General features: G+C 62.5%; 16 protein-coding genes. 6 read left to right on the top strand and 10 right to left on the bottom strand.

Going from position 1 to position 16925, the window contains the following annotated elements:
• Window positions 1-19: 19 nt before the first annotated feature.
• Window positions 20-1318 (bottom strand): TRAP transporter large permease, encoded by a 1299-nt coding sequence (locus OP495_RS08030; protein WP_280568446.1) that lies wholly within the window; start codon window positions 1316-1318, stop codon window positions 20-22.
• On the bottom strand, window positions 1315-1839 hold the full coding sequence (locus OP495_RS08025; RefSeq protein ID WP_280568444.1) for a TRAP transporter small permease: 525 nt from the start codon (window positions 1837-1839) through the stop codon (window positions 1315-1317). Before OP495_RS08025 ends, OP495_RS08030 begins: the two co-directional genes overlap by 4 nt.
• Before the next feature lie 157 nt (window positions 1840-1996).
• On the opposite strand from OP495_RS08025, the gene OP495_RS08020 reads away from it, so the two are divergent.
• Complete coding sequence (locus OP495_RS08020; RefSeq protein ID WP_280568442.1) at window positions 1997-2992, top strand: TRAP transporter substrate-binding protein; 996 nt, start codon at window positions 1997-1999, stop codon at window positions 2990-2992.
• 57 nt (window positions 2993-3049) lie between these two features.
• Here OP495_RS08020 and cdd read toward each other — a convergent pair whose 3' ends face one another.
• The 5 genes from cdd to deoC form a co-directional block, all read right to left on the bottom strand.
• A complete protein-coding gene (cdd, locus tag OP495_RS08015) occupies window positions 3050-3484 on the bottom strand; it encodes a cytidine deaminase (RefSeq protein WP_280562966.1) in 435 nt (144 codons plus the stop codon).
• Complete coding sequence (deoD, locus tag OP495_RS08010) at window positions 3477-4208, bottom strand: purine-nucleoside phosphorylase (RefSeq protein ID WP_280568440.1); 732 nt, start codon at window positions 4206-4208, stop codon at window positions 3477-3479. Before deoD ends, cdd begins: the two co-directional genes overlap by 8 nt.
• Window position 4209: 1 nt before the next feature.
• Complete coding sequence (locus tag OP495_RS08005) at window positions 4210-5433, bottom strand: phosphopentomutase (RefSeq protein ID WP_280568435.1); 1224 nt, start codon at window positions 5431-5433, stop codon at window positions 4210-4212.
• Window positions 5430-6764 carry a thymidine phosphorylase gene (deoA, locus tag OP495_RS08000; protein ID WP_280568433.1) on the bottom strand — a complete coding sequence of 445 codons (1335 nt, stop codon included), beginning with the start codon at window positions 6762-6764 and terminating at the stop codon, window positions 5430-5432. The genes OP495_RS08005 and deoA overlap by 4 nt, the downstream gene beginning before the upstream one ends.
• A gap of 94 nt (window positions 6765-6858) precedes the next feature.
• Window positions 6859-7632 carry a deoxyribose-phosphate aldolase gene (gene deoC, locus OP495_RS07995; RefSeq protein WP_280562971.1) on the bottom strand — a complete coding sequence of 258 codons (774 nt, stop codon included), beginning with the start codon at window positions 7630-7632 and terminating at the stop codon, window positions 6859-6861.
• Between the two features lie 244 nt (window positions 7633-7876).
• On the opposite strand from deoC, the gene OP495_RS07990 reads away from it, so the two are divergent.
• Entirely contained in the window at window positions 7877-8662 is a 786-nt protein-coding gene (locus OP495_RS07990; RefSeq protein ID WP_280562973.1) for a DeoR/GlpR family DNA-binding transcription regulator, read from the top strand.
• A gap of 55 nt (window positions 8663-8717) precedes the next feature.
• Window positions 8718-9455, top strand: a complete 738-nt coding sequence (locus OP495_RS07985; protein WP_280562974.1) for a sulfite exporter TauE/SafE family protein — start codon at window positions 8718-8720, stop codon at window positions 9453-9455.
• An 18-nt stretch (window positions 9456-9473) separates the two neighbouring features.
• Here OP495_RS07985 and OP495_RS07980 read toward each other — a convergent pair whose 3' ends face one another.
• On the bottom strand, window positions 9474-10403 hold the full coding sequence (locus OP495_RS07980; protein ID WP_280562975.1) for an AraC family transcriptional regulator: 930 nt from the start codon (window positions 10401-10403) through the stop codon (window positions 9474-9476).
• A gap of 229 nt (window positions 10404-10632) precedes the next feature.
• On the opposite strand from OP495_RS07980, the gene OP495_RS07975 reads away from it, so the two are divergent.
• Complete coding sequence (locus tag OP495_RS07975; protein WP_280568431.1) at window positions 10633-11688, top strand: NAD(P)-dependent alcohol dehydrogenase; 1056 nt, start codon at window positions 10633-10635, stop codon at window positions 11686-11688.
• Between the two features lie 147 nt (window positions 11689-11835).
• Here OP495_RS07975 and OP495_RS07970 read toward each other — a convergent pair whose 3' ends face one another.
• A complete protein-coding gene (locus tag OP495_RS07970; protein WP_280568429.1) occupies window positions 11836-12642 on the bottom strand; it encodes an acyl-CoA thioesterase II in 807 nt (268 codons plus the stop codon).
• A gap of 72 nt (window positions 12643-12714) precedes the next feature.
• Here OP495_RS07970 and tadA point away from each other — a divergent pair, with 72 nt between their 5' ends.
• Window positions 12715-13170 carry a tRNA adenosine(34) deaminase TadA gene (gene tadA, locus OP495_RS07965; RefSeq protein ID WP_280562979.1) on the top strand — a complete coding sequence of 152 codons (456 nt, stop codon included), beginning with the start codon at window positions 12715-12717 and terminating at the stop codon, window positions 13168-13170.
• Window positions 13171-13190: 20 nt separating this feature from the next.
• On the opposite strand, the gene mltF is transcribed toward tadA, so the two are convergent.
• Complete coding sequence (gene mltF / locus OP495_RS07960; protein ID WP_280562980.1) at window positions 13191-14648, bottom strand: membrane-bound lytic murein transglycosylase MltF; 1458 nt, start codon at window positions 14646-14648, stop codon at window positions 13191-13193.
• A 190-nt stretch (window positions 14649-14838) separates the two neighbouring features.
• Between mltF and purL the strand changes: the two genes are divergently transcribed.
• Window positions 14839-16925, top strand: a 2087-nt coding sequence (gene purL, locus OP495_RS07955; protein WP_280568427.1) for a phosphoribosylformylglycinamidine synthase, incomplete at its 3' end; no start/stop codon positions are given.

The following is a 16925-nucleotide window of genomic DNA, read 5'->3' as shown; positions in this document are numbered from 1 at the left end:
ACCTCGGTTATCGGGTGACTTAGCCGCCCAGCAGCAGGTTGGGGAGAAAGAGACTGATCTGGGGCAGATAGGTGATCGCCATCAGCATCGCGAAAAGCGCGACGAACATCGGCACCAGCGGCACCACGACCCGCCCGATCGAAACGCCGGCGATGGAGCTACCGACGAAGAGCGCGCTGCCCACTGGCGGCGTACAGATGCCGATACAGAGATTGAACGCTATCAGCACGCCGAAGTGAACCGGGTCCATGCCGAACTTCGAGACGATGGGCAGAAAGATCGGCGTGAAGATCAAAAGCGCCGGGGTGATGTCCATGAACATCCCGATGGCGAGCAGGATCAGGTTGATCAGCAGCAGGATGACCAGCGGGTTGTCGGAGAGCGACAGCAGCGCATCCGAGATCTGCTGCGGAATGCTCTCCAGCGACATTGCCCACGACATCGCCCCGGAGACGGAGATCAGCGGCAGTACGATGGCGGTGGTCATCGCCGCTTCCAGCACGATCGCCGGCAGCGTCCTGAAGCTGATGGTGCGATAGATCGCCATGGTGAGAATCAAGGTATAGATCACCGCGATTGCCGAGGCCTCGGTGGCGGTGAAGACACCGGCGACGATACCGCCGATGACGATCACCATCAGCAGAATCGAGGGTAGAGCGTGGAGCAGTGTGGGAAGGATCGGTGCCCGCTCGGCGACGTCCGCCCGGTAGCCCCTACGCTTGGCGATGACGCCGGCGACCAGCATCAGTCCGAGGCCCATTATCAGACCCGGCAGGTAGCCGGCGAGAAACAGTGCGGCTATGGAGGTGCCGCCGGAGACCAGCGAGTAGACGATGAAGGTCGAACTCGGCGGAATCAGAAGCCCTGCCGGGCTCGAGGCGATATTGACCGCGGCAGCGTAGCCGGGATCGTAGCCTTCCTGTTTCTGTAGCGGATTCATCACGCTACCCACTGCCGCGCAGGAGGCGACGGCGGAGCCGGAGATGGCGCCGAACATCATGTTCGCCACCACGTTGCAGTGGGCGAGGCTACCCGGCAGGCGACCGACTAGCAGTCGGGCTAGATCGATCAGGCGGATGGCGATACCGCCGCGGTTCATCAGGGCGCCCGCGAGTATGAAGAATGCGATCGCCAGCAGTGTGAAGCTGTCGAGCCCGCTCAGCATGCGCTGGGAGACGATGAGCGCGGCGTCGTGCAGGGCAAAGCTGGTGGCGATCGATACGAGTGAGGCGACACCGATGGCGAAGATGATCGGTAGGCCCAGGGCGAGAAGTATGAAGAAGGTGCCGAACAGAATGGCGCTATCGATTAGGGTCATGCGTCGTCTCCCGCCGGCCGGGGCGTGCGTGCGAGCGTGGCGATGTCGAGCAGGGAGAAGAGGGCGATGAACACGCCGGCCAGCGGTAGCGCCAGATAGATCCAGCCCATGCTGACGCCGAGCATCGGCGTGGTTTGGCCGCTGGCGAAGGTCTGGCCGGCCAGCTCGGCACCGCCGTACAGCATCACGTAGCCGGCGAAGACAAGGATGATCAGTTGAAGGGCGATCTTGAGCCAGCGACGTATCCTAGGTGGGAGATGCTCGGGCAGAAAGTCGATCGCTAGATGGTGCGAGGCGCCGGACGCATAGGCCGCTCCCAGTAGGCCGAGCCAGATCAGGAGAAAGCGGGCCATCTCATCGGTGACGATCGTCGGGGAGCCGGTGAAGTAGCGGCTCGAGACCTGCAGTGCGACCACTGCTACGAGAAGCGCGAAAATGGTCAGTAGCAGAACCGCCAGTACGCGGTTGGCCACATTTCGCGACCGTTCGATCAGGCTGTGACTTTGCTGAGTGCTTGCCATTGTCTCACCGCCTCATAGCTTGTCTGACATATGACATTCGGGCTAAAGGCGCAGCGTCTCAGCCTCGCGGCCGGCTGACAATATCGACCAAGGTCGGTTTGACGTCGACGAGCGAAGCTGTTGCTCTGTTGCGTCTTCCGGTGACGAGAGGCGAGCGATGACGACACGGCGAGAACTGTGTGCCTGGGGGGCTGGGTCGCTCTTGCTGGCGGGATTGGGGATTCGTGGCGCCGTCGCTGCGGACACCCGGACGCTGCGGCTCAGCCATAACCTGACCACGGCGCATCCGGTCCACCGGGCCATGCAGCAAATGGCGGAGCGTGTCCTCGCGCTCACCGACGATACGTTGAAGATCGAGATCTATCCTAACGCCCAGCTCGGCAACCAGCGCGAATCCGTCGAGCTGGTGCAGGCGGGCATTCTCGACATGGCCAAGACCAACGCCAGCGAACTCGAGGCGTTCGATCCGGTCTTCTCGCTGCTCAACGTGCCCTATCTCTTCGAGAGCGATGAACATTACGACCGCATACTCGAAGGCGAGATCGGCCGCGATATCCTGGCCGCGTCGGCGGGGCGAGGCTTTCGCGGGGTGACCTACTACGATTCCGGCGCGCGCAGCTTTTACGCCACGCGACCCATCGAATCGCCGACGGATCTGAAAAACGCCAAGATACGCGTGCAGCCGAGCCCCACCGCCATCGAGATGGTCGAGCTCATGGGTGCGAGTCCCACGCCGCTGGCCTTCGGCGATCTTTACACTGCACTGCAGCAGGGCGTCGTCGACGGCGCGGAGAACAATCCAACGGCGCTGGTCACCGCCCGTCATGGTGAAGTCGCCAAGTACTTCACCCTCGACGAACACACGCGGATTCCCGACATGCTGGTGATCTCCGAGGCGAGCTGGCAGGGTCTCTCCGAGGCGCACCAGGACGCCTTGACGCGTGCCGCTGCTGAGTCGACCTCGACTCAAAAGGCGGCGTGGCAGCGTGCCAGCGAGGATGCGGTCGCCACGGCCAAGAATGAGATGGGAGTGGAGTTCATTGAGGTCGACAAACGCGCCTTTGCTGAACGTACCCGCCCGATTCGCGACCGTGTCGCCGCACAGTCCCCACGCGCCCGACAGTGGATCGAAGAGATCGAGGCGCAGGCCTGAAGCCGGGAATGGCAGTGGTTTTTCACAGCGATGCGCCAGTTTGTCGTGCTCCGATGATCAGCCCATTCTCGAGTTTTTTTGCAGATTTTCCGGGCCGAAGGAGTCGGGCAGTAACTGTTCCATGGTGTATTGCTTGAGCGGAGTGCCTTCACCGTCGAGGACGACGATATAGGTGTCCGGCGTGGCGAATTCGCGGATACGCTGGCGGCAGTCGCCGCAGGGTGTGCACAGATGTTCACCGGGCCCGATGACGTAGAGCGTGGCGATCTCGCGCTCACCCTGGGCGATCATCGCACTGATGGCACCGGCCTCTGCGCAGAGCCCCTTGTAGTTGGCACTTTCCACGTTGCAGCCAAGGTAATGCTGGCCGCTCTCGGCGATCAGCAGGGCCCCGACTGGGTGCCGGGAGTAGGGCGCGTAGGCGCTGTCGCGCACCGCGATCAAGGCTTGGCGCGATGCATCGCAAAGCGGTGCGGAGAATGTCTCAGCCATGGGTCGTTTCTCCCGCGTCACGGAGCAGGGCATCGAGAGTGATCGCCATCATCTCGTGAAAGCCGGTCTGTCGGGTGTGCGCATCGAGGGCTTCGCCTTTCAGGATATGATCGGAAACCGTGCATACGGTCAATGCGCGGGCGCCGAACTCGGCGGCAACGCCGTAAAGGCCGGCGGCTTCCATCTCGACGCCGAGTACGCCGTGGCGCTTCATGAGTTCGAACATGGCGTCGTCGGGCGAGTAGAACAGGTCCGCCGAGAACAGATTGCCGACCTTGACGGGAGTGCTGCGGGCGCGGGCAGCGTCGGCGGCGTGCCGGGTCAGGTCAAAGTCGGCGATGGCGGCGAAATCGTGGCCCTTGAAGCGGGTGTGATTGACCCCGGAGTCGGTACACGCGCCCATGCCGACGACGATGTCGTTGACGGCGACATCGTCGCGCACCGCACCGCAGGAGCCCACACGCACCAGGCGCTTGACGTCGTACTCGGTGATCAGTTCCTTGGCATAGATCGAGATCGAGGGAATGCCCATGCCGCTGCCCATCACCGAGATGCGCTGGCCCTGGTAGGTGCCGGTGAAGCCAAGCATGTTGCGTACCTGATTGACGCATTCCACGTCGTCCAGAAACGTCTCGGCGATGAATTGCGCGCGCAGTGGGTCGCCGGGCATGAGCACGGTGTCGGCGAACGCGCCTGCGGGGGCATCGATATGCGGCGTAGCCATCTCATTCGTCTCCGTTCTTGGGGCTTTCGTTCAACATCGTTCGTCCGTGTTCCATCGCGCTCAGGCCAAAATGTTCGGCGAGCGTCTGACCGATGTCGGCGTAGGTCTCGCGGCGGCCGTAATTGCCGGGAGTGAGGGCATCACCGGCGATCAGAATCGGGACCTGTTCGCGAGTGTGATCGGTACCGCGCCAGGTTGGGTCGTTGCCGTGATCGGCGGTGAGGATGAGCAGATCATCGGGACGCAATTTGGCGAGCACTTCCGGCAGGCGACGGTCGAAGGCTTCCAGGGCCTCGGCGTAGCCATCCGGATCGCGGCGGTGGCCGTAGAGCGTGTCGAAGTCGACGAAGTTGGTCATCACCAGCGTTCGGTCGCCCGCTTCATCGATGGCTTTGAGCGTGGCATCGAACAGCGCGTCATGGCCGTGCGCCTTGAGCACTTTCGAAACGCCGCAGTGAGCGTAGATATCGCCGATCTTGCCCACACCGAGCACCGTACCGCCGCCATCATGCAGTTTCTGCAACACGGTGGGCGTGGGCGGTTCGATGGCGTAGTCGCGGCGGTTGCCGGTGCGCTCGAAGGTGGCCGATGTCTCGCCGACGAAGGGGCGAGCGATGACGCGACCGATGTTGTAGGGCATCAGCAGCTCGCGGGCGATTTCGCACAGCGCGTACAAGCGGTCCAGCCCGAAATGGGTCTCGTGGGCGGCGATCTGGAATACCGAGTCCGCCGAGGTATAGACGATGGGCTTGCCGGTGGCGATATGTTCTTCGCCCAGCTCCTGAAGCACCGGCACGCCGGACGCATGGCAGTTGCCGAGTATGCCGGGCAGGTCGGCGCGCTCGATTAGCGCTTTCAGAAGCTCGGATGGGAAGCTCTGCGTCTTGTCGAGAAAGTAACCCCATTCGAACAGCGCCGGCACACCGGCGATTTCCCAGTGCCCGGAGGGCGTGTCCTTGCCTGAGGAAATCTCGGCCGCCGCCGCGTAGGCGCCGTCGACGCGCTCGGGCAGGGTGACGCCTGCTGCCCACTCGCCGGTGGCAAGGTGATGCGCGTGATAGAGGCCCAGGCTTGCCAGGTTGGGCAATGCAAGCGGCCGGCCGGCAGCGGCGCGATGACGGGCGATATGGCCTAGCGTATCGGCCCCGGCATCGTCGAAGGCGGTGGCGTCCGGCGCGTTGCCGATGCCGAAGGAGTCAAGTACTAATAGAACGGCGCGGGTCATGACAGATCCTCCTTACGCAGAGTGGCGTGGATCGGCGACGCCGACGCGACGAGACTTTCCTCGCCGAGTGTGAAGGCCGCCTCCAATTGGCGTTTGATGGCCTCGGCGTTGGCCTGGCTGGCGGCGTGGAGGCGCAATAGAGGTTGGCCGGCATCGACGCGCTGACCCAACGCGGCGATCTGCGAGAGGCCGACGCGATGATCGATGGTATCCCCGGCGTTGCGACGCCCGCCGCCCAATTCGACCACGCCGAGCCCCAGCGCGCGTGTGTCGATGCCGTTGACGGTGCCGGTTCGAGGCGCGACGACATCGGTCGTGAAGGGTGCGGGCGCTAAATAGTGCTCGGGACGTTCGGCGAGGTCGCTCGGGCCGCCGAGGCCATGCACCATGCGCGAGAAGCGCTCCAGTGCCTCGCCGGAATCGAGGGCCCGATCCAGGCGAGTTTCGGCGTCTTCTGCGTCGCTTGCTAATCCCGACTGGAGCAGCATTTCTTGGGCCAACGACCGCGTCACTTGATAGAGGCGGCTCTCTTTACCACTACCGCCAAGCAGCCGCAGCGCCTCGTGGACTTCCAGCGCATTGCCGGCGCAGTCGGCCAGCGGTTGGTTCATGTCGGTCAACAGCACACTGGTGGGCGTGCCAGCGCCGCTACCGATGGCGACGATGGCCTCGGCCAGCTCCCGGGAGGCCTCGGGAGTGGGCATGAAAGCGCCGCTGCCGACCTTGACGTCCATGACCAGAGTATCGAGGCCGCAGGCCAGTTTCTTGCCCAGAATCGAGGCCACGATCAGCGGCATCGATTCCACCGTGGCGGTCACGTCGCGTACGCCGTACAAGCGCTTGTCGGCGGGGGCGAGGGTACCGGTCTGGCCGATGATCGCCACGCCGACGTCTTTGACCAGTTGGCGGAAGCGCGCGTCGCTGGGGGTGACGTCATAGCCGGGAATCGCTTCGAGCTTGTCCAGTGTGCCGCCGGTGTGGCCGAGTCCACGCCCCGAGATCATAGGCACGTGGCCGCCGCAGGCGGCGATCCACGGTCCCAGCACCAGTGACACGAGGTCGCCTACGCCGCCGGTGGAGTGCTTGTCGAGCACCGGGCCGTCGATGTCCAGGTCGTTCCAGCGCAGGACTTGGCCGGAGTCGCGGGTGGCTTCGGTCAGCGCGATGGCCTCTGCGCGGTTCATGCCATTGAGCACGGCTGCCATGGCGAAGGCGCCGATCTGGGCGTCGCCCACGCTGCCGTCGGCGACGCCGCGCATGAAAGTATGGATGGCGTCGGCGTCGAGGGCCTCGGCGTCACGCTTACGGCGGAGGATGTCTTGAATCAGCATGGCGATGTCCGCGTTGTTGTTGGTCCTTGATTGTCGATGTCTGCCGTTGAGTGTCGATATCTGCCGATGAACGCAGATACTTTTCGGGCAGTGACTAGTAACCGTCCTGGGGCGCCTGGGTTTCACCGACTTCCAGAGTGGCGAGCAGTGCATCGAGCAACCCCGAGGCGCCAAAACGGAAGTGTGCGGGACTAATCCAGTCCTCGCCCATGATCCGCGCAGCCAGCTCGAGATAGGCCTTGGCATCCTCGGTGGTGCGAATGCCGCCGGCGGCTTTGAAGCCGACGTCGCGGCCGCTGTCACGAATCGTCTCGAGCATTATCTCGGCGGATTCGAGGGTGGCGTTGACGGCGACCTTGCCGGTAGACGTCTTGATGAAGTCGGCACCTGCCGTTATGGCGATTTCCGCAGCCTGGCGGATAAGAGTGGGATCCTTGAGTTCGCCGCTCTCGAGGATAACCTTCAAGGTTGCGCCGCCGCAGGCTTCACGGCAAGCCTCGACGAGCAGGCGGCCGACATCGGGCGCGCCGTCGAGCAGGGCGCGATAGGGAAAGACCACGTCGACTTCGTCGGCGCCGGCGGCCACGGCGAGACGTGTCTCGCGCGCGGCGCGCTCTGCGTTGGGGGCGCCGTCGGGAAAATTGGTTACCGTGGCAATGTGCACGCGCCGGGTCAGGCCGAGGGCGTCGAGTTCGCGCTGGGCGTCCTCGATGAAGGCTGGATACAGGCACAGCGCGGCAGGACGACCGTCGGGCGTGTCGGCACGGCGGCATAGTGCCTGGATGCGGGTGCTGTCGTCATCGTCGTTGAGTGAGGTCAGATCCATCAGGCCGAGCGCCTGACGAGCGATGGGTTGGAGGTCGGTCATATATGTGAGTTCCCGAGTGATATGCATGCGCCAGACGCGTATGCATGGGTCGATGAGTCGGTCGCGCGGACGACGAATGTGCCGGAAGACGCGCAGGAAGACGTTGGCATGGTAATGTCCTTGTCTTTATTGTTGGACCGCTTTTGTTATTTTTCTAACAGAAAAATTGTGGCTAAGCTAACAAAATGTGCCGGGGGAGGGCGAGCTAGGCTCGTTGACCGGCGTGTCGACGGAGATATTTGCAATGAACAGCCGCAGTGCGGCACGCCTTCAATGGCTACAGGACACCTTGCGCTCGGAAGGCATGCTGCCGATTGCCGAGGCCGCCCAACGCTGCCAGGTGTCGGAGATGACCATACGCCGCGACATAGCCGCCAGCCAGGACACCATCGTCTCGCTGGGCGGGCGCTTGCTGCTGGCCGAGCATCCGCAGGTGTCCGCCGGATACGACTTCGCCACCCAGCAGGATAGCTTCGCACAGGCCAAGCAGCGTATGTGCGATGAGGCGGCACGCATGATCGAGGCCGATGACACGATCTTCGTGGATTGTGGCACGACGCTGATTCCGTTGTTCGACCGGCTCGATCCCGACATGCCGCTGACGGTGGTGACGTACGCGCTAAACGTTGCCAATGCCATCGAGCAAATGGCATTGCCCCATGTGCGTCTGGTGTTGCTGGGTGGTCTCTATTATCCCGTGTCGCAGTCCTTCGGAGGTGAGGAACTGGTCACTGCGATTCGTCGCTTGGGTATCAACAAGGCCTTTATATCCGCCGCCGGCGTGCATGCCGACAAGGGGGTGAGCTGCTTCCATTTCCATGAGGTGGTACCCAAGCAGGTGGCGCTGGAGACTGCTGTGCAACGCATCCTCGTCGCCGACGAGAGTAAACTCGACCGGGTGCGTCCGGCGTTTTTCGCCGACCTCGAAAGCTTCGATGTGATGCTGACCAGCGGGGCGGCGGGTGAGGCATTGAGTGACACCCTGGTGGCGCGGCCGAGACACGCCTGGCCGACGCTCAAGGTGCTGTGAGCGTGCGTGAATGTGTGCTGATTAATAGGCGATACGGAGGCGGCCTGGGACAGGCATGACGTTTCCTCTTTCTTTGGTGTTTCTCGGCGTGGTGTTTTTTGCCTCGGCGCTATCCGGCGTCTTTGGCATGGCGGGCGGCTTGATCCTGATGGGGTTTCTGCTGGCGTGGATGCCGGCTACCACGGCCATCGCTGTGCACGGCATCATCCAAATGGGCTCCAACGCCTCGCGTGCCTGGCTCTCAAGGCGTTACATCGATTGGCGCATCGTGGCGTGGATCGTACTGGGCGTGATTATCGCGGCGGCTTTGCTGGCCAGCATGCGCTATACCCCCGACGAGCATGTGGTGCTGCTTTTGATCGGGGTCATGCCGATTCTGGTGTGGCTGCCTCGTCGCTGGTTCCGGTTCGATGTCTCGCGTCGTGTCGATGCCATTCTGTGCGGCCTGGTGGCCGGTGGCTTGACGATCGCCGCGGGGGTGTCCGGGCCGACCATCGATATCGGCTTCGTACGCACGCGGCTCGACCGGCGCACGGTCGTGGCCTCCAAGGCGGCGATTCAAGTCATCGCGCATACCATCAAGGTGGTGTTTTATGTCCAGGCGGTGCTGGCACTGGAGCGGGGACAGTGGGGTTGGATCGCCCTGGCGATCCCCTTGAGTTTCCTGGGGACGCGTTCGGGAAACGCCATCCTGAAGCGGCTCACCGATGCGAGCTTCCGTGGCTGGACGCGCTGGTTGGTCACCCTGGTGGGCGGTTACTACGCCGTGCGAGGCGTGATGGGGCTTATTTGAGTGTCGCCACTTGAGGTATCACGACGCGGCGTGGGTGACGCGTTGTCGATCCTCCAACGGGCTTCGTCCGAAATAGCGTTTGTAATCGCGGCTGAACTGCGATGCACTTTGATAGCCCACTTGGGTGGCGGCCTGCGCGACCTGATGCCCCTGCTGGGTGAGTAGGGCGCGCGCCTTGAGCAGGCGCAGGCGCTTGAGGTACTGCATCGGCGCGAGTTGCGTGGTGCGCTTGAAGTGATGGTGAAAATGCGAGGCGCTCATATTGACGCGTTGCGCGAGCGCGTCAACGTTCAGGGTCCTAGTATAGTGATGATGCAGGAAAGTCAGCGCCTCGGCGATGCGCGAGTATTGGCCATGGTAGGCAACCAGCTGACGCAACGAGGCGCCCTGCGGCCCGCGCAGCGCGGTGAACAGGACTTCACGGATGCGCCCATCGCCTAGCGCTGCGGCTTGCTCGGGGTCATCGAGACAATCGATGAGCCGTGACACATTCTCTTCCATGTCGGGATCCATGGATACAGCGGCCATGGGGGCGGGCATGCGTGCACAGGTCGTCGATGGCAGGCGCGCCACGAGGTCGCTGAGCATGGCCATGTCGAGGCTCACCGACAAGCCCAGCAAAGGCCTGGAGTCGGAAGCGTGAGTTTCGCACTCGAACGGCAGCGGCATGGCCTGGATCAAATAGTGGCCGGCGCCGTAGTGAATGATGCGTTCGCCGAGATAGCCTGTCTTGTTGCCTTGGACGATGATCACCAGGCTGGGCTCGTACATGAGGGGCGTGCGCGGGTGACCACAATGCGAGGTAATCAGTTGTACGCCGGGCAGCGTAGTGGACGTGAAGCCATCTCCGGTAGTCAGCGCTGCCAAGCGCGTCGCCAACCGAGTCTCCGAGGAAGGTTCAGCACTGGCCCCGACGGCCGTCAAGTGCGGGGGCAATGGGTGAGTCATGGGGCAGTTCCTCGACAATGGCGAATACAGATAAAGATAATATCGTGCATGAAAAATACCGTCTATCAGGCGGTTGAGAGGGCGATGCAAGAGCTCTGGGCAAATATCACACAGAATCGGGCATGGAGGAAATCGTCGACGACGCTCACACTAGGCGTGTTCGCGACCCAGGTTGGGCGATTCGCCGAGCCGGTACGCGGTTGCACTCATCAGTGATAGGATATTCGCTATGCCACAAGCTACAGGCTATGCAATGCATTCTGCGGAGTCGGCACTCGAACCATATGCTTTCGAGCGCCGTACGCCGCGCCCCGATGATGTCGCCATCGAGATTCTCTACTGCGGCGTTTGCCACAGCGATCTGCACTTCGCGCGCGACGACTGGGGAATAGCGCAGTATCCGGTCGTGCCGGGCCATGAGATCGTCGGGCGCGTGACATCCGTCGGTAGCGATGTCGCCAATTTCAAGGAAGGTGACGTTGTCGGTGTGGGGTGCATGGTCGATTCCTGCCGCCATTGCCAGGCTTGCGACGATGGGCTGGAGCAGTATTGTGCCGAAGGGTTCACCATGACCTACGGCAGCCCCGATCGTCACGATGATAGCCTCACTCAGGGTGGCTATTCCGACCGGGTCACGGTCAGCGAGCGCTTCGTAGTGCGCATGCCTGAAGGCATTGATTTGAAATCCGCTGCGCCACTGCTGTGCGCCGGTATCACTACCTATTCGCCGCTCAAGCATTACGGCGTCAAGCCGGGTCATAAGGTCGGCGTCATCGGTATGGGCGGGCTTGGTCACATGGGTGTCAAGCTGGCCCAGGCATTGGGTGCCGAGGTTACGCTGTTCACGCGCTCCGAGAGCAAGATCGCCGAAGCCAAGTCCAACGGCGCCGATCATGTGGTGGTTTCCACCGATGAGGAGCAGATGGAGGCGGTCACCGAGACCTTCGACTTTATGCTCGATACCGTGCCCAACGAGCACGACCTGAATCCGTACCTGGAGGCCCTGAAGTACGATGGTACGCACATCTTGGTCGGCCAGATGCAACCACTGGAGCCCGGCGTGGCAGGTGGCAACCTTATCTTCCGGCGTCGTGTGCTGGCGGGCTCGTTGATCGGCGGTATGCCCGAGACCCAAGAGTTTCTGGATTTCTGCGCCGAGAAGGGCATTACCTGCGATGTCGAGATGATCGATATCCAGAACATCAATGAGGCCTGGGATCGTATGCAGAAAGGCGACGTACGTTATCGCTTCGTCATCGACATGGCATCGCTCAAAGAGGGCTGAATAGCTACGAGCTACGAGCTACGAGCTACGAGCTACGAGCTACGAGCTACGAGCTACGAGCTACGAGCTACGAGCTACGAGCGAAAACGCCAGCGGCACTGCCGCTGGCGTTTTTTCGTCTCGGGTAAAGTGCCATTATTTTGCGGCTCAAGAGCGACGCCTGACCAATCCTTCCTGCGCCACCGACGCTACTAAGCGCCCCTGGCGATCGTAGATGCTGCCACGCGCGAATCCGCGTGCCCCACCGGCCCACGGGCTTTCCATGTCATATAGCAGCCAGTCGTTGATGGTCACGTCGTCGTGGAACCACAGGGCATGATCGAGACTCGCGATCTGCAGCCGAGAATCGCCGAAAAAGGTGTCGTGCGAGACGAGGCTGGTGGTCAAGAGATTGAAATCGGAGCTATAGGCAAGTAGGTAGCGATGCAGTGAGCCATCCTCGGGCAGTTCACCCGCGAGGCGGAACCATAGGCGCTTGCGCGGCATGTCGGTGGTGGTATCCGGGAAATGCAGGAACTCGATGGGATGACCGTCGAAGCGCTGTACCTCGGCGCCGGCTTCGAGCAGCGATTGGGGTGACGCGAGGTCGGGCATCTCGCGCTGATGGCCGAAGCCCGGTTCTTCGCCTTGGAATGAGGCGCTGCAGAAGAAAATGGTCTTGCCGTTCTGGATGGCGCTGACGCGCCGTGTGGTGAAGCTCCCGCCGTCGCGTACGCGATCGACCTGATACACTACCGGGCGTTTGGCGTCACCGGGACGCAGAAAGTAGCCGTGCAACGAGTGGGCGCGGCGTGCTGCATCGACCGTGCGGGTGGCGGCGGAAAGCGCTTGGCCGAGCACCTGGCCGCCAAACAACTGAGGAAGGCCGAGATCCTGGCTACGACCGCGAAACAGATCCTCTTCCAAGGATTCCAGGCCTAGTAGTTCGACGAGGGTGGCGAGTGGTTGCGTCATGCCGGCATCCTTCTGATGACTCATGTTCATACGATTGTCTCAATTCTACCAGCATACCGGAGCGCCCCTGTGATGCGCAGCGATACCTTCTACATGCACCGTGCGCTGGATCAAGCGCGCATGGGACTGGAGGCAGGCGAAGTGCCGGTGGGCGCGGTGGTGGTCGAGCCCAGTGGCGAGGTCGTGGGGGCGAGTTTCAATGCGCCGGTGTCGTGCCATGACCCGAGTGGGCATGCCGAGGTGCGCGCCTTGCGTGATGCCGCCGCGCATCTGGGCAATTATCGGCTGGATAGCTGTACGCTCTTCGTCACCTTGGAGCCTTGCATGATGTGCGCCGGGGCGATCATCCATGCGCGGTTGGCCCGGGTCGTGTACGGTGCCGCCGAACCCAAGAGCGGTATGGTCGAGTCACGGGCCAACTTGTTTGTTCAGCCTTGGTTCAATCATCGTGTCCAGGTAGAAGGCGGGCTGCTGGCCACGCGTGCGACGCGACTCCTGCAAACCTTTTTCGCCGCGCGGCGCGACTGATCTGAGGCATGGGGAGAACGCTAAAGCACGGGTGGAACGGTGTCGAAAGGCGTTCCCTGTAGCATCGAATCGTCGCGTTCGCCGAGCTGGTGAAACTGGCGTCGACTGCGATCCACGTAGTTGAGAATTTCGTAATAGCGACGAATATTGCGCACGTAAATCACCGGCTCGCCGCCACGCGCGTAGCCGTGATGGACCTTGCTATACCACTGTTGCTTCTGCAGTAGGGGTAGCGCCTTGCGCACGTCCTTCCACTGGTAAGGATCGCCTCCCCGCATCTTGGCGATGTCCTGGGCATCGTAGAGATGCCCTAGGCCGACATTGTAGGCGGCAAGCGCCATCCACGTACGGTCCGGCTCGGTGATCTCTTCCTGCAGACGACCCTTCACATTACCGAGATAGATGGCGCCTCCCTCGATACTCTGCTCGGGGTCGAGCCGGTTGCTTACGCCGACCTCGGCGGCGGTGGCGTTGGTCAGCATCATCAGGCCGCGAACGCCGGTCGGCGAGGTCGCGCGCGGTTTCCAGTGCGATTCCTGGTAGCCCAGTGCAGCCAACAGTTTCCAGTCGAAGCCGGAATCGCGCGCCGCTTGCTTGAAAGCGTCTTCATAGCGGGGTAGGCGATTTTGGGCATGACGGATGAAAAGGCTCGCACCCACGTATTCGAGGTAGCTGTCATGACCGAAGTAGCGTGTGATCAAGTCCGCCAAGTCACCGTGGTCTCTAAGACGCGCGATAAACTGGTTGGCGGCTTGCAAAAGTGCCACGCCGCTGTGCTTGGGGAGCGCCCACACCAGACTTTGTGGCTCGCCCAGAGGAAAGCCGCTCTCGACGTCGGGAAAGAACAACCGATTGAGCTTGAACTGATGGGCATAGACGACGGCGGCATCGAGTTCGCCATTCTCGACCATTTCGATGAGATCGGTGACTTCCAGCTCGTCGGTTTCTCGCCACGTCAACTTGGGGAGAGATTCCTGCAGATCGCGAAGCGCATGGCCGGTTCCCGAGCCACGCAGTGCGGCGATATCCAGCCCCAGGAGGTCTCCCGGTGCCTTGGGAGGGGTAATGCCGTGGTGATAGATGACGATGGGCTGCATCGACATGATCGGGCGGGTGTAATTCACTCCGGGTTCGGCGGGGTCGAGCGCCAGAGTGGCGGCACCGATGTCGGCGCGACCATCGCGCACGGCATTGAGTACCTCGCCGATGCTGCCCTGGCTATCGATCGATAGGCTGACGTCCAGCGACTCGGCGAATTGCCGTGCCAACTCGTATTCGAACCCCGTCGGACCGTGGCGACCTTCGTAATAGGTCGACGGCGTATTGCGGGTGAATACCTGGATGAAATCACGCGAGAAAACGTCCGACAACGCGGCGTCCCGATTGGGGAGCGTCCGGCCGTCGGGAATCAGCAGCGCCAGCAGGGCGACGAGTGTGGCCGCGGCTGGCCGCATGTAGCGTAAGAGAGCATCGAGCATGCCAGTTCGAGTCAGCGATGAGAAAGGCCACCTTAGCGGGCGTTGCGCCTTGTGTCACCTGGCAGCGATTCCACGCAATGGCCAGGACATGAAGGTGTCTTCGCCCGTCGGGGCCTTTTCCAGTATCATGATCGCTCATTGGCCGCCGCCCGCGGCATCGTCTACTTGTTGTCCCAGAGGCCCATTCGACATGCTCGAACTGCGAGGAGCGCCCGCCCTTTCCGCCTTCCGTCATGCCAAGCTGCTAGCTGCGTTGCGTGATGCCGTGCCCGAGGTCGAGGCGCTGCATGCCGATTACGTTCATTTCGTCGATCACCAGGATGCGCTCGATGACGCGGCGCAAGAGATGCTGGCGCAGCTGCTGAGCTACGGTCCCGTCCGTGACGGTGGAGACGCCGATGACGCAGGGCATCTGTTGTTGGTCGTGCCACGCTTGGGCACGCTATCGCCGTGGTCATCGAAGGCCACCGATATCGCCCACAACTGTGGTTTGACGCAAGTTCGCCGGATCGAGCGCGGCATCGCCTACCGTGTGACGCTCAAAGGTTCGTTCGACGAGGCGGCCTTCGCCAGCCTGGTAGCGGCGCTTCACGATCCGATGACGGAAACGGTACTTTCCAATGCGAGCGACGCGGCCAAGCTCTTCGAGCGCCACGAGCCGGCGCCGCTGGGGCGTGTTGATGTGCTCAGCGGTGGGCGTGCCGCGTTGGCGGAGGCCAATGACGCCTTGGGACTGGCGCTGGCCGACGATGAGATCGACTACCTGCTCAATGCCTTCCAGGGGCTCGATCGCAATCCCACTGATGTCGAATTGATGATGTTCGCGCAGGCCAATTCCGAGCACTGCCGACATAAGATCTTCAATGCCGATTGGCATGTCGACGGCGAAGCGCAGCCGTACTCGCTGTTCAAGATGATCAAGAACACGCATGCGTGCTCCAGCGACGGGATCCTTTCCGCTTATAGCGATAACGCCGCCGTGATACGTGGCACTGAAGCCGGACGCTTCTTCGCCGCGCCGCTGCTTAACGCGCCCGAAACCGCGCGACTGCTTAATGCGCCCGAAGCCGCGCGAACGGCGAACATCAACGCGCCCGAAGCGACGCGGGCCAGCTACGCGGCTCATCAGGAGCCGATTCACATCCTGATGAAGGTGGAAACTCACAACCACCCGACGGCCATCGCGCCGCATCCCGGTGCAGCGACCGGTGCCGGCGGCGAGATTCGTGACGAAGGTGCGACGGGTATCGGCGGCAAGCCCAAGGCGGGAATGTCCGGGTTTGCGGTCTCCAACCTGCGTATTCCCGAGTTCGTGCAGCCCTGGGAAGCCTTCGATTACGGCAAGCCTGCGCGCATTCAGTCGGCGCTGGAAATCATGCTGAAAGCGCCCATCGGCGGCGCTTCGTTCAACAACGAATTCGGCCGCCCCAACCTGGCTGGCTTCTTCCGCACTTTCGAGCAGGACGCAGTGGGGGCCGGCGGCATCGAACGGCGCGGCTACCACAAGCCGGTGATGCTGGCCGGCGGTTACGGCAACATTCGCGAGGGCCATGTCGCCAAGGGCGAGATTCCGGTCGGTGCCAAGCTGATCGTGATGGGTGGCCCGGCGATGCTGATCGGCCTTGGCGGTGGCGCAGCGTCGAGCATGGCCTCGGGGGCTTCTAGTGAGGACCTCGACTTCGCCTCCGTGCAGCGTGACAACCCGGAAATGGAACGCCGTGCCCAGGAGGTCATCGACCGCTGCTGGGCATTGGGCGATGACAACCCGCTGTGTTTCATCCACGACGTGGGCGCCGGCGGGCTTTCCAACGCCTTGCCGGAATTGGTCAAGGATGGCGGTCGCGGCGGACGCTTCGAGTTGCGTGACGTGCCCAATGCCGAGCCCGGCATGAGCCCGTTGGCCATCTGGTGCAGCGAAGCTCAGGAACGCTATGTGTTGGCGGTGGCGCCGGACGATCTAGAGGCATTCGATGCGCTGTGCGCGCGTGAACGCTGCCTTTATGCGGTGGTCGGCGAGGCCACCGAGGCGCACCATCTGGACGTCCGTGATGGACATTTCGACACGCGTCCCGTTGACCTCCCGATGAGCGTGCTGTTCGGTAAGCCGCCCAAGATGACGCGCTCCTTCGAGCGCCATTCACTGGTCATGCCGGGGCTGGGGCTGGACAATCTCGACCTGCGCGAGGCGCTGGATCGTGTACTACGCCTGCCGACGGTAGCCTCCAAGAGCTTCTTGATCACCATAGGCGACCGCTCGATCACGGGAATGGTGGCGCG

Origin of the sequence: Chromohalobacter sp. 296-RDG, from assembly GCF_029889885.1 — a bacterium.
In the GTDB taxonomy this organism is placed as follows: Bacteria; Pseudomonadota; Gammaproteobacteria; order Pseudomonadales; family Halomonadaceae; genus Chromohalobacter.
This window is presented reverse-complemented; position numbering and strand designations above follow the sequence as displayed.

Coding starts and splice junctions, on each gene's coding strand:
- OP495_RS08030 (WP_280568446.1), bottom strand. CDS start 1,318: ATGACCCTAATCGATAGCGCCATTCTGTTCGGCACCTTCTTCATACTT.
- OP495_RS08025 (WP_280568444.1), bottom strand. CDS start 1,839: ATGGCAAGCACTCAGCAAAGTCACAGCCTGATCGAACGGTCGCGAAAT.
- OP495_RS08020 (WP_280568442.1), top strand. CDS start 1,997: ATGACGACACGGCGAGAACTGTGTGCCTGGGGGGCTGGGTCGCTCTTG.
- cdd (WP_280562966.1), bottom strand. CDS start 3,484: ATGGCTGAGACATTCTCCGCACCGCTTTGCGATGCATCGCGCCAAGCC.
- deoD (WP_280568440.1), bottom strand. CDS start 4,208: ATGGCTACGCCGCATATCGATGCCCCCGCAGGCGCGTTCGCCGACACC.
- OP495_RS08005 (WP_280568435.1), bottom strand. CDS start 5,433: ATGACCCGCGCCGTTCTATTAGTACTTGACTCCTTCGGCATCGGCAAC.
- deoA (WP_280568433.1), bottom strand. CDS start 6,764: ATGCTGATTCAAGACATCCTCCGCCGTAAGCGTGACGCCGAGGCCCTC.
- deoC (WP_280562971.1), bottom strand. CDS start 7,632: ATGACCGACCTCCAACCCATCGCTCGTCAGGCGCTCGGCCTGATGGAT.
- OP495_RS07990 (WP_280562973.1), top strand. CDS start 7,877: ATGAACAGCCGCAGTGCGGCACGCCTTCAATGGCTACAGGACACCTTG.
- OP495_RS07985 (WP_280562974.1), top strand. CDS start 8,718: ATGACGTTTCCTCTTTCTTTGGTGTTTCTCGGCGTGGTGTTTTTTGCC.
- OP495_RS07980 (WP_280562975.1), bottom strand. CDS start 10,403: ATGACTCACCCATTGCCCCCGCACTTGACGGCCGTCGGGGCCAGTGCT.
- OP495_RS07975 (WP_280568431.1), top strand. CDS start 10,633: ATGCCACAAGCTACAGGCTATGCAATGCATTCTGCGGAGTCGGCACTC.
- OP495_RS07970 (WP_280568429.1), bottom strand. CDS start 12,642: ATGACGCAACCACTCGCCACCCTCGTCGAACTACTAGGCCTGGAATCC.
- tadA (WP_280562979.1), top strand. CDS start 12,715: ATGCGCAGCGATACCTTCTACATGCACCGTGCGCTGGATCAAGCGCGC.
- mltF (WP_280562980.1), bottom strand. CDS start 14,648: ATGCTCGATGCTCTCTTACGCTACATGCGGCCAGCCGCGGCCACACTC.